The 12,408-nt window shown below is 34.9% G+C and carries 10 protein-coding genes; 9 read left to right on the top strand and 1 reads right to left on the bottom strand.

The genetic code is table 11. The features are described from left to right. Nucleotides 1-62: 62 nt before the first annotated feature. Nucleotides 63-1,049, bottom strand: coding sequence for a ribonucleotide-diphosphate reductase subunit beta (locus tag EGI22_RS16390; RefSeq protein ID WP_255069501.1), 987 nt, complete (start codon nucleotides 1,047-1,049; stop codon nucleotides 63-65). Nucleotides 1,050-1,265: 216 nt separating this feature from the next. On the opposite strand from EGI22_RS16390, the gene EGI22_RS16385 reads away from it, so the two are divergent. From EGI22_RS16385 to EGI22_RS16345, 9 genes are all read left to right on the top strand, one after another. After that, nucleotides 1,266-2,039 carry a M48 family metalloprotease gene (locus tag EGI22_RS16385; protein ID WP_255069500.1) on the top strand — a complete coding sequence of 258 codons (774 nt, stop codon included), beginning with the start codon at nucleotides 1,266-1,268 and terminating at the stop codon, nucleotides 2,037-2,039. 145 nt (nucleotides 2,040-2,184) lie between these two features. Further along, nucleotides 2,185-3,384, top strand: coding sequence for an argininosuccinate synthase (locus EGI22_RS16380; RefSeq protein ID WP_255069498.1), 1,200 nt, complete (start codon nucleotides 2,185-2,187; stop codon nucleotides 3,382-3,384). 595 nt (nucleotides 3,385-3,979) lie between these two features. Then, a complete protein-coding gene (ilvD, locus tag EGI22_RS16375) occupies nucleotides 3,980-5,662 on the top strand; it encodes a dihydroxy-acid dehydratase (protein ID WP_255069497.1) in 1,683 nt (560 codons plus the stop codon). Between the two features lie 41 nt (nucleotides 5,663-5,703). Beyond that, nucleotides 5,704-7,443 carry a biosynthetic-type acetolactate synthase large subunit gene (gene ilvB / locus EGI22_RS16370; protein WP_255069496.1) on the top strand — a complete coding sequence of 580 codons (1,740 nt, stop codon included), beginning with the start codon at nucleotides 5,704-5,706 and terminating at the stop codon, nucleotides 7,441-7,443. Nucleotides 7,444-7,533: 90 nt separating this feature from the next. Further along, on the top strand, nucleotides 7,534-8,070 hold the full coding sequence (gene ilvN, locus EGI22_RS16365; protein ID WP_255069495.1) for an acetolactate synthase small subunit: 537 nt from the start codon (nucleotides 7,534-7,536) through the stop codon (nucleotides 8,068-8,070). A 109-nt stretch (nucleotides 8,071-8,179) separates the two neighbouring features. After that, nucleotides 8,180-9,223 carry a ketol-acid reductoisomerase gene (gene ilvC, locus EGI22_RS16360; RefSeq protein ID WP_255069494.1) on the top strand — a complete coding sequence of 348 codons (1,044 nt, stop codon included), beginning with the start codon at nucleotides 8,180-8,182 and terminating at the stop codon, nucleotides 9,221-9,223. A gap of 345 nt (nucleotides 9,224-9,568) precedes the next feature. Then, nucleotides 9,569-10,453: an ACP S-malonyltransferase gene (gene fabD / locus EGI22_RS16355; RefSeq protein WP_255069493.1), complete on the top strand. Its 885-nt coding sequence runs from the start codon at nucleotides 9,569-9,571 to the stop codon at nucleotides 10,451-10,453. Between the two features lie 237 nt (nucleotides 10,454-10,690). Then, a complete protein-coding gene (locus tag EGI22_RS16350) occupies nucleotides 10,691-11,713 on the top strand; it encodes a hypothetical protein (protein ID WP_255069492.1) in 1,023 nt (340 codons plus the stop codon). Between the two features lie 414 nt (nucleotides 11,714-12,127). Then, nucleotides 12,128-12,388 (top strand): hypothetical protein, encoded by a 261-nt coding sequence (locus EGI22_RS16345; RefSeq protein WP_255069491.1) that lies wholly within the window; start codon nucleotides 12,128-12,130, stop codon nucleotides 12,386-12,388. The last annotated feature ends 20 nt before the right edge of the window (nucleotides 12,389-12,408 follow it).

Genomic DNA, 12,408 nt, shown 5'->3' with positions numbered 1-12,408 from the left:
TAAAACATAAAAAACCTCGCTTTCTGGGCGAGGTTTTTATTATTTTTAAGAATAGTTTTTTCTTAAAAGTCTTCGTCTAAAGAGAATGACATCTTTTCTCTGTCAGATGTCACACCCGCTTTTTGATATTCTCCAACACGTTTCTCGAAGAAATTTGTCTTGCCTTGCAATGAAATCAAATCCATGAAATCAAATGGATTGGTAGCATTATAAACCTTTTTCAATTGCAATTGCTCCAAAAGGTGGTCGGCCACAAACTCTATATATTGACACATTTGAGCTGAGTTCATGCCTATTAAAGATACCGGAAGTGAATCAGAAACAAATTCTTTTTCTATTTCCACAGCGTCAGTGATGATTTTTATAACATCTGCTTCAGGCATTTTGTTTTTGATATACTCCGTATATAGCATACATGCAAAATCTCTGTGGAGGCCTTCGTCTCTAGAAATCAACTCATTTGAGAAAGTTAAGCCTGGCATTAAACCTCTCTTTTTTAACCAGAAAATTGAACAAAACGAGCCAGAGAAAAATATGCCTTCAACAGCTGCAAAAGCAATTAAACGCTCAATAAAATTGCCGTTTTCTATCCAACGCATAGCCCATTCAGCCTTTTTGGCAACACAGGGTATATGGTCTATCGCATGCAAAAGTCTGTCTCTTTCTTTTTGGTCTTTGATGTAGGTATCAATCAAAAGGGAATAAACTTCAGCATGAATGTTTTCTATCATAATCTGAAAACCGTAGAAACATTTGGCTTCTGGAAATTGTACATTTGATAAAAAACCAACTGCAAGGTTTTCGTTAACTATACCATCTGAAGCAGCAAAAAATGCCAAAACATGAGATATAAAATGGCGTTCTCCGTCATTCATGTTATCCCAATCTTTGGTGTCTTGCGATAAATCTAACTCTTCAGCCGTCCAAAAAGAGGCTTCGGCGTTTTTATAGAAATCCCATATATCTATATGCTTTATAGGAAAAATTACAAATCTGTTGGGGTCTTCAATTAGTAAAGGTTCAGAGAGTCTAAGGTCTGCGTCAGTCATATTTTATAAGTAGTATATTTGTATATCTATGCTCAAATCGTTATTTCAAAATTACATTAAAAAGTCTGTAACAAAAATATTTTTTTTCTTTTTTTGGAACATTCAAATTTAAAACCACAAAGAGTTTTTTTTGTTTCTAAAAAATTCTATTTTTATGAATTAAACCAATCCGAACATTTTTATTTCTACCTTATGAATAACAGTAGTGGCTTAAAATTGAGATTAGTTATCGGCCTTGTAATGGCTGGAATGGCTCTTCTTAGTTATTACGGTAAAACACAAGAAAATCCATTAACGGGTGAAAAACAGCAAGTTAGCTTATCTCCTGCAGAAGAAGTTGCTATGGGTTTACAGTCTGCACCAGGTATGGCTGCTGAATACGGTGGCTTGTATCCTGACGACAAAGTACAGGAGCAAGTGAAAAGAATTGGCAATCATATTGTGAAAACATTTAGCCAATATGTACAGTCTCAAGGCCATGGAAATCCTTACAGGTTTGATTTTCATGTATTGAGAGATCCCCAAACAGTAAATGCTTTTGCTCTACCAGGAGGACAGGTTTTCATTACTGTAGGCTTGTTGAGTAAACTCAAATCTGAAGATCAAGTTGCGGGAGTATTAGGTCATGAAGTTGGGCATGTTGTTTACAGGCATTCATCAGAGCAAATGGCTAAATCTGAGTTTTATCAGGGATTGGCAGGTGCCGCAACGGCTGCTGCTGGTGATATGGGAGCTTCGCAAATTGCCAATTATGTGGCACAAGTGAAACTGATGAAGTTTGGAAGAGATGATGAACTGGAGTCTGACGAATTTGGCATTCAATATATGATTAAAGCAGGTTATGATCCAGAAGCTATGATAGAAGTAATGGAAATATTAGCTCAAGCGTCAGGAGGAAAAAGTAGGGACGAGTTTATGAGCTCGCATCCAAGTCCTGAAAACAGAATAGGTAAAATCAAGGCACATATAGCAAAATATAAGAATCAATAAAATTCCGAATTTCTAATTTAGAGCTACGGGATTTCATAATCTCGTAGCTTTTTTGTTTTTATTAAACTATATTTAATAAAACTTCATTTTCAGTTCATTTAAACCTAATTTTGCGGCAATTATTGAAATTCTATTTTATATAAAAATGAAAAAAGTAGTTTTAGCATATAGCGGTGGTTTGGATACTTCGTTTTGTGTAAAGTTTTTGGGTGAAGAAAAAGGCATGGAAGTGCATTCTGTATTGGTTGATACGGGTGGTTTTACAGATGCAGAGATTCAAGATATTGAAAAGAAAGCTTATGAGTTGGGTGTGAAATCTCATTTTACAGCTCGCGTCGCAGATAAATATTATAAGGAATGTATAAAGTACTTAGTTTTTGGAAATATACTAAAAAATAATACTTATCCTCTTTCTGTAAGTGCTGAGCGTATTTTTCAGGCAGTAGCAGTAGCAGAATATGCAAAGTCTATCGGTGCTAGTGCTATAGCTCATGGTTCTACTGGTGCAGGAAACGATCAAGTGAGGTTTGATATGGCTTTTAGGACTATTGTGCCAGATGCGGAAATCATTACGCCTATCAGAGATTTGAAACTTTCGAGAGAAGAAGAAATTGAGTTTTTGATAGCCAAAGGCGTTGTTAGAGAATGGCACAAATCTGCCTATTCTATCAATCAAGGACTATGGGGAACATCTGTTGGAGGCAAAGAAACGCTTAATTCATGGGATAACTTACCCGAAAGTGCTTGGCCGACACAATTGACAAAGAAAAAACCATCGGAAATAACCCTTGGGTTTGTAAAAGGTGAGTTAAAAGCAGTAAACAATCGTCGTTTCAAAAATCCAGTAGATGCTATCAGAAAAGTGCACGAATTAGCCGCTCCTTATGCTATTGGAAGAGATACGCACGTTGGTGATACCATTATTGGTATAAAAGGTAGAGTTGGTTTTGAAGCAGCTGCTCCTTTGATTATCATCAAATCTCACCATCTTTTAGAGAAACACGTGCTCACCAAATGGCAGCAATATTGGAAACAAAACTTAGCGGAATGGTACGGAATGTTACTGCATGAAGGCCAATTTAATGAGCCAGTTTTACGTGATATTGAAGCATATTTTGATCATTCTCAAAGCAACGTAAGTGGAATTGTAAGAGTGCAATTGGCTCCTTATAATTTCAATGTGTTAGGTATAAAGTCAGATTATGATTTAATGTCTCCTGTATTTGGTTCTTATGGAGAAATGAACAACGCATGGTCAGGCGACGACGTAAGAGGTTTCTCAAAAATAGCCTCCAACCAAGTAATGATCCATCAAAAAATACAGGAATTGGCGGAGAAGAAGTGAGGTTTTTGGTTTTTAAGATATTAATATGGCCGGTTTCTTTAAGGAATCGGCTTTTTTTGTGGGTATAGTGATTTTGTCAACTGTTTTTTTTGACTATTCATTTTAGAAATTATAAATTGATTATAATATAAATTGGGAAAAACTACCTCCATTCAATAGAGACAAAAAAAGAGTTTTGGAGAACCTTGTTGACTAATTCTTAAGGGAAATGATTTTTTGCAAAATTTCCTGATAAGTTTCTTTTAGTAAATAATTCTAAGGTAAATGCTTTCCAATAATATTTTCCATAAAGAAAAGGAATTTTAAAATTTTAAGCCTTCTTAAAACTGATTTTTGCCGCTTTGGCATAAATATTCGCTACTATTTTGGTCAAAAAAAGAAAAATGAGGTGTTTGATATGTTTAATATCGGCTCTGACTTGCCAAAATAATTGTATTTTTCTAAGGCGAAAATTTCATTTAACCACCAGATTACTAATCCAATCTATCTAATTCAAGATTTTTCTTGGATTTTACTTTTTAAATTTTTTGATTTGTAGAGTTGAAATAGTAGATATAGCGAATTTTCGCTAAAAACAAAATATTTTATTATACAAATGTCACAAGACCTCAATAAGTTTAGCAGAACCCTTACGCAAGAAATTACAAATCCAGCTGCCAAAGCCATGCTTTATGGTATCGGTTTGACTTCTGATGATATGCAAAAACCTCAAATTGGTATCGCAAGTACTGGTTATGAGGGGAATACCTGTAATATGCACCTGAACGGACTTTCTGTGCATGTTAAAAAAGGAATTCAAGCGAACGACATGGTGGGCTTGATTTTTAACACTATCGGTGTGTCTGACGGAATGACAAATGGCAACGACGGTATGAGTTATTCATTGCCAAGTCGTGACATAATCGCAGATTCTATCGAAGATGTGGTGGCAGCTCAATGGTATGATGGTGTTATTGCAGTAGTTGGTTGTGACAAAAACATGCCAGGAGCTATGATGGCGATTGCTAGACTAAACCGCCCAGCAATGTTGGTTTATGGAGGCACAATTCGTTCTGGATTATACAAAGGTCAAAAATTAGATATCGTTTCAGCTTTTGAGGCTTTGGGACAAAAGTTTGCAGGAAATATCTCAGATGAAGATTATGAAGGTGTTATAAAAAATGCAATCCCGGGTGCAGGTGCTTGTGGAGGTATGTATACTGCCAATACTATGGCCTCTTCTATGGAAGCAATGGGCTTGACTTTACCAAATTCTTCTAGTTTTCCAGCAACACACGAAGGCAAAACTGCTGAGTGTATAGCAATTGGGGTAGCTATGAAAAACATGTTAGCCTTAAATATCCTTCCAAAAGATATCATGACACGTAAAGCATTTGAAAATGCAATGACGATAGTTATGGCACTTGGAGGCTCTACCAATGCTGTTTTACATTATTTGGCAATTGCTCATGCGGCAGATGTAGATTTTACATTAAAAGACATTCAAGAAATATCCGACCGCGTACCTTTCTTGGCTGACTTAAAACCTTCGGGCAAATATTACATGGAAGATATGTTGGCTATAGGAGGTTTGCCAGCATTGATGAAGTATTTGTTGAACAATAACTTATTACACGGTGACTGTATGACAATTTCTGGCAAAACTATTGCAGAAAATCTTGCAGATGTGCCTGAGTTAGAATTTGAAAATCAGAAAATCATTCATCCGCTTTCTGATCCTATCAAACCTAGTGGGCATTTACAGATTTTATATGGCAATTTGGCAACAGATGGAGCAGTGGCAAAAATCACTGGAAAAGAAGGTGAGAAGTTTGAAGGTATCGCCAAAGTATGTGAATGCGAAGAAGAAGTGATAGAATATTTGCAAAAAGGTGAAATTAAGCCTGGAAATGTAATCGTAATCAGAAACGAAGGTCCAAAAGGCGGCCCTGGTATGCCAGAGATGCTTAAACCAACTTCGGCTGTAATGGGAGCAGGTCTTGGAAACACTGTGGCAATGATTACTGATGGCCGCTTTTCGGGTGGTACACACGGCTTTGTGGTGGGTCATGTTACGCCAGAGGCTTTTGATGGTGGTAATATTGCTCTTGTAAAAGACGGCGATAAAATCACAATTGATGCTGTTGATAATAAACTTACCCTGCATGTTTCAGATGAAGAATTGGCGAGCAGAAGGGCGGAATGGAAACAGATTCCTTCTAAGTTTACAAAAGGAATTTTGAGGAAATATATCAAAAATGTAAGTTCTGCCAGCCAAGGTTGTGTTACAGACTTATAAGATTTGGAAAAATAAGAAATACAAACAAAACTAAATATACCATGAGTAAAGAAATCGCTTTCATGGAAGAGGAAATCAAAATCGAAGAGGTGAAGTTTTTGTCAGGTGGACAGGCCTTGATGGAGTGCTTTGTTGCTGAAAACGTAGATACCATCTTTGGTTATCCTGGTGGTGCCATTATGCCTATTTATGATGCCCTCTATGATTATACTGATAGAATAAATCATATTTTGGTTCGTCACGAACAGGGTGCCTCACATGCAGCAGAAGGCTATGCTCGCTCAAGTGGAAGAGTTGGTGTTTGTATGGCTACATCAGGACCTGGAGCCACCAATTTGGTTACTGGTATAGCCGATGCGATAATAGATTGTACACCGATGGTGGCTATCACAGGTCAAGTTGCTTCAAACCTTTTGGGAACGGATGCTTTCCAAGAGACAGACGTAATTGGTATAACCACGCCTATATGCAAATGGAATTATCAAATTACAGATCCTGACGAAATTCCAATGATTTTGGCCAAGGCATTTTATATTGCAAAAGCAGGAAAGCCAGGGCCAGTACTTATAGATATTACAAAAGATGCCCAAGTAAAAAGTCTGACCAAACCTTTTGAATATAAGAAAATAGAAGGTCTTCCTGGATATCATCCAAGGAGAGTTCCGAAAATAGATCAGGTAGAAAAAGCAGCAGAAATGATCAATAAGGCCAAAAGACCTTATATACTTTTTGGTCATGGCGTTATTATTTCAGAAGCAATGGAGGAATTTCAAGCTTTTGTTGAAAAAACGGATATTCCGTGTGCGAGTACGCTTTTGGGTATTTCAGGAATTTCGATAGATCATCCAAACTACATGGGTTGGTTGGGTATGCACGGTATGTATGCTCCTAATGTAATGACTGACCAATGTGATGTATTGATAGCTATCGGTATGCGTTTTGATGATAGAGTGACCGGTGACGCAAAGCTTTTTGCCAAACAAGCTACAATTGTACATATTGAAATTGACCCTGCTGAAATTGATAAAATCAAAAAAGCAGAAGGGCCGGTAGTGGGAGACGTAAAAGAAACGTTGAAGCTATTAATGCCTTTAGTAAAAAAGAAAGATTTTACGGCATGGAAGAATGAATTCAGGAAACTAGAGCCTGAAGAAAAAGCAAAAGTTTCTGATAGAGATTTTAGAGAAGAAGGTAAAATCAAAATGGCTGAAGTGGTGAAAATGGTCTCGGATAAAACCAAAGGAGAAGCCTGTGTAGTAGTGGATGTTGGTCAACATCAGATGGTTACGGCTAGGTATTTTGAGTTTAAAAGACATAATTCTTACATAGCCTCTGGAGGATTAGGTACCATGGGTTTTGCTATTCCAGCCGCTTTGGGAGCAAAAATGGGAGCACCAGACCGTGATGTTATCGCATTCATTGGTGATGGCTGTTTCCAAATGACTATTCAAGAATTGGGTACCATTGCTCAAAGCAAATTGCCTGTAAAACTTATTATTTTGAATAATAATTATTTGGGGATGGTTCGTCAATGGCAGCAATTGTTTTTTGAAAAAAGATATTCTTTCGTAGAACTACAAAATCCAGATTTTATTATGATAGCCAAAGGTTTTGGTTTGGACGGTGCAAAAATCGAAGAAAGAGAGGGTTTAAGTGATGCTATCGATAAAATGTTGAATCATGACGGCGGGTATGTTTTAGAAGTTGTGGTTGAAAAAGAAGAGAATGTATTTCCGATGGTTCCCGCTGGCAGAAGTGTGAGCGAGATCAGATTGGAGTAATACAAAATTTTTATTTTCGAAAAATATAATAAAATAATAGCTCTCAATTGAACATATTGTTTGCTTAAAAATATCAAAAAGACTCGGTTTATGAAGCAATATACAATTTGTGTTTTTACAGAAAACTCAATAGGCTTACTAAATAAAATCACGGTTATTTTTACCAGAAGAAGGATAAATATAGACAGTCTGACTGTTTCTGAAACAGTTAGAAAAGGCGTGTCTAGGTTTACGATTGTTATCAAACACGAAAAACGTGAGGAGGTAGAGAAACTCGTTCGACAAATAAGGAAAATAGTTGAAGTATTGGCAGTGTTTGGATATTTAAACGACGAAATAGTTTACAACGAAATCGCTCTATTTAAAGTTTCTACACCATTAGGTGGAAAACCATTAGATATAGAAACTATCAATAGAATCCATAAAGCATGGGTAGTATATTGGGGATTGGATTATGTTATAATCGAAAAGACAGGTATTGAAGAAGAAATTTTTGAGTTTTTCAAATACCTTAAACCACATGGAATTATAGAATTTGTAAGATCAGGAAGAGTAGCCGTAGGTAAAACTACACAAGGCTTAGTAGAATATCTACCTGAAGAGCAAGAGTGGGAATATTATCTTTGATAATTTGAATTTCGCCGAAATTATTCGGAAATTTGCAGCGTTTTTGAGGTTTTTAATATATATAACGTAGAACATATTGTTCGATTTTCTAAAACAAAATAGTATATAAATGGCAAAGTTAAATTTTGGTGGTGTTGAGGAGGAAGTAGTAACAAGAGAAGAATTTCCCCTTGAAAAAGCAAGAGAAGTATTAAGTAACGAGGTTATCGCAGTGATTGGATATGGTGTACAAGGTCCTGGTCAAGCTTTGAACATGCGTGACAATGGTCTTCCAGTTATAGTAGGACAACGTAAAGGCAAAACTTACGACAAAGCAGTTGCTGACGGTTTTGTACCAGGCGAAACACTTTTCGAAATCGAAGAAGCTCTTGAAAAAGGAACAATCATTTGTTATTTGCTTTCAGATGCCGCTCAAATCGAGCTTTGGCCAACTGTAAAAAAATACCTTACACCTGGAAAATCATTGTATTTTTCTCATGGATTTGGTATTACTTACAAAGAAAAAACGGGCATTGTGCCTCCTGCTGATGTTGATGTATTTTTGGCTGCTCCAAAAGGTTCAGGTACTTCACTTCGTCGTTTGTTCGTAGAAGGTAAAGGTTTAAACTCATCTTTTGCAGTTTACCAAGATGCCACTGGAAAAGCTCGTGAGAAATGTATCGCAATGGCTATCGGTGTAGGATCAGGATATTTGTTCGAAACAGATTTCTACAAAGAAGTATCTTCTGACCTTACAGGTGAGAGAGGAACCTTGATGGGAGCTATCCAAGGAATTTTTGCTGCTCAATACGAAGTATTGCGTGCAAATGGTCACTCACCATCAGAGGCTTTCAACGAAACAGTTGAAGAATTGACACAATCGTTAATGCCATTGGTAGCTGAAAATGGAATGGACTGGATGTATGCCAACTGTTCTACTACTGCTCAAAGAGGTGCTTTGGACTGGTGGAAGCCTTTCCGTGATGCAACTAAGCCTGTTTTTGAGAAATTGTATAACTCTGTAGTTACTCAAAACGAAGCTTCTATTTCTATCGAGCGTAATTCTCAACCAGATTACCGTGAGAAATTGGAAGTTGAATTGGCAGAACTTCGTGACTCAGAAATGTGGAGAGCTGGTAAGACTGTTAGAAGCCTTAGACCAGAAAATAACTAAGAACTCTCCAATGTTTGTGTCCCCACAAACATTTCAAATATTCAAAAATCCTCGAAGCGATTCGAGGATTTTTGGTTTTATATTCGCCTATTTGATTGTTGGAACACAAACGAAGGGGGAGTTAAATAAGGTTCGTTTATAATGGTATTAACCGAAGGGTCGAAAAATAACTTTTCATTTGTGAGGAAACAAACGAAAGCGTGTAAAAGCTTGTTACAAGATTTTTTTTGATATTGCCGCAATTTTATCTCTCCCTCATACCAAATTCTAACTTACCAACTTGCCAACTTACCAACATACAAACTTTTTAATTAATTTTGCACCATAAACAAAACCTCTGATAAGATGACAGCATACGTATTTCCGGGACAAGGTGCACAGTTTAGTGGCATGGGAAAAGAGCTTTATGAAACCAACGAAAAGGCTAAGGCCCTTTTTGATAAAGCCAATGAGGTTTTAGGATTTGATATTACCAAAATAATGTTTGAAGGTACCGATGAAGAACTCAAGCAAACCAATGTAACACAGCCAGCAGTGTTTTTGCACTCGGTTATTTTAGCCACAACTATCGAAGATTTCAAACCTGGTATGGTAGCGGGTCATTCTTTGGGTGAGTTTTCGGCATTGGTTGCTGCTGGAGCTTTGAGTTTTGAGGATGGATTAAGGTTAGTTGCCAAAAGAGCCGATGCTATGCAAAAAGCTTGTGAATTAAACCCTTCAACAATGGCTGCTGTTTTGAATCTTTCTGATGAAAAAGTGGAAGAAGTTTGTGCTGCAGTGCATGCAGAAACAAAAGAAGTAGTCGTTGCTGCAAATTATAACTGTCCTGGTCAATTGGTGATTTCGGGAAGTATAGAAGGAATAAATATTGCATGTGAAAAGATGAAAGAAGCTGGTGCTAAACGTGCTTTGGTGCTTCAGGTTGGTGGAGCGTTTCATTCACCTTTGATGGAGCCAGCACGTGAAGAATTAGCGGAAGCAATAAAAAATACAGAGTTTAAAACTCCTATTTGCCCTATATACCAAAACGTAAGTGCCAAGCCATTTACTGATGTTGAACATATCAAAATGAATTTGATTCATCAGTTGACAGCTCCAGTTCGTTGGACACAAAGTGTGCAGCACATGGTAGCTGATGGAGCCACAAAATTTGTAGAATGTGGACCAGGAAAAGTATTGCAGGGTTTAGTTAAAAAGATTTCTCCTGAAGTAGAAACTGCTGGGATTTAAGTTCTTACATTAAATTTGTTTTTATAGAACCAATGAAAATGTAATTATACCCGTTTAATAATTTTTTATTAATTAATTTCACTAATTCTCCTAGATTTTGTATGTTTGATATTTCTAAATCTAAAATATAATAATAATGAGAAAACAATCCCCCCCCCCCCCCAATTTGTTTTGAATTTTAAATCATTTTTAATTTTTTTAATTTTTTCCTTTTTTATTAGTTGTTCCAAACCTGAAGTGATTGAAAAGCAAAATGATAATAATAGTATATTGTCAAGTTCTAGAATCAATTCATCTAAAAAAAATGAAATAATTAAGGAAAACTTGATTGATAAAAATCAAAAAGAAGATATTGAAATAGAAGATGGAATTTTCCACTTTAAATCTCATGATGTTTTTTTGAAATTTTCAAATGATAGTTTAAACAAAAAAATCATTAAAAAGAATTTTGGTTTACATTTCACCCAAAAAAATAATTCTAGAGAAATTCTTATAAAAAGTTTAGACAATTGTAAAAATTTGGATGAAGTATTATCAATTGTTGATAAAAACCCTAAACTCTTAAGAATTGAAAACAACGAAATTATTTTCAATTCTTTGAATAATCCATTTGATTATTTATTTACAGACGATTCAAAAAATTATTTTTATATCGGAAAAATGATTTATTTAATCGAGCCCAATAATCAATATATTATTTTAGATGGTAATTTAGAGAAAATAAAGAAAATTAGGGATGGATTAAAAAATTTAGAATTAGTAGTTTATAATTACAACACTAATGGAAATAAAAATCTAAAAAAGGGTAGAATAAGTTCCTATACTTTAGGTAATACTGGTTATAATAATTCAGGAAACAGAAGAGGAACTGTATCTGTTTATGGCAATAGATTAGTTTATGCTACAAATTCTCAAAATGGAAATGGGCAAAATTTATTTGGAGTTCAATACGATTGTATAACTGCAGCAGGTGTTGATAGGAAAATTTTCGGTCTTTGGGTTGGAATGCAAAGTAATAATACCATAATTGTGAATTATACTGCGAGTTTATATTTCAATGGAAGTTATATAGGTGAAACTATTAATCCATATACTTCCGTTTCAGAATATGGTTATGAATTATATGATTCTAAAACTCTTTATCCTCCATGGAATGTATTTTTTACTGAGAATGAAATTCCTAATACTTACGTTGAATTTCAAACTGGGAATGGTTATTATTATACTCCTCAATTAGATGGTCACTTAGTTTGGTATTGATTTAAATTTATATGAAAAATGAGAAATAAAATACTGATATTTATGTTTTTGGGCTTTTTTTCTGTCAAAGGACAAAATAAAACCATTTCATTAAATTCTGGGTATGTTTTTGGTACATCTAGGGTAACAGAAAATTTTTATAATTTTAGAAACACTATTAATCAAAAAAATAGCAATAAGGGTTTTTTTATTGGAATTTCTAAAAATTTTAAAAAGAATTCAATTTCTGTAAATTATATCAATCAGAATTTGAATACAGGCTCTATTGAAATGAATAATGATTTTTATTCAAAGGCGAATTATATTAATCTCCGAGGAATTAGAAATTTTCAAATAATTAAAAATTTGAATTTTATTGCTGGATCTTCAATTAATTTTATGATAAATAGCACTTCTTATTTTAAGGTTTACAATTTGAAAGGAGATTTTCATTCAAAAATTAGATTTAACAGTATTTACTTAGAAGGGTTTCCTGATAAAATTCAAGAAATAAATACTAAAGCTCAAAAAATTGCAATAAATTTTAATTATGGTTTAAAATATGAGTTGGGAGATTTTGAAATTAGTGTTATGAATAATATTCCAATAACAAAAACCTCAAGCGGATTTAATCAATTAGATCAAAAATTTTATTTATCGGGAGTGAATTTTGGACTTTCATATTTAATTCTATAGTATAAACATTAAACTAGGCC

This window comes from Lacihabitans sp. LS3-19 (assembly GCF_024343575.1).
GTDB lineage: Bacteria > Bacteroidota > Bacteroidia > Cytophagales > Spirosomataceae > Leadbetterella.
This window is presented reverse-complemented; position numbering and strand designations above follow the sequence as displayed.

Bases quoted from the DNA above. Each gene is read 5' to 3' on its own strand.
- EGI22_RS16390 (WP_255069501.1), bottom strand. From the start codon at position 1,049: ATGACTGACGCAGACCTTAGACTCTCTGAACCTTTACTAATTGAAGAC.
- EGI22_RS16380 (WP_255069498.1), top strand. From the start codon at position 2,185: ATGAAAAAAGTAGTTTTAGCATATAGCGGTGGTTTGGATACTTCGTTT.
- ilvD (WP_255069497.1), top strand. From the start codon at position 3,980: ATGTCACAAGACCTCAATAAGTTTAGCAGAACCCTTACGCAAGAAATT.
- ilvB (WP_255069496.1), top strand. From the start codon at position 5,704: ATGAGTAAAGAAATCGCTTTCATGGAAGAGGAAATCAAAATCGAAGAG.
- ilvN (WP_255069495.1), top strand. From the start codon at position 7,534: ATGAAGCAATATACAATTTGTGTTTTTACAGAAAACTCAATAGGCTTA.
- ilvC (WP_255069494.1), top strand. From the start codon at position 8,180: ATGGCAAAGTTAAATTTTGGTGGTGTTGAGGAGGAAGTAGTAACAAGA.
- fabD (WP_255069493.1), top strand. From the start codon at position 9,569: ATGACAGCATACGTATTTCCGGGACAAGGTGCACAGTTTAGTGGCATG.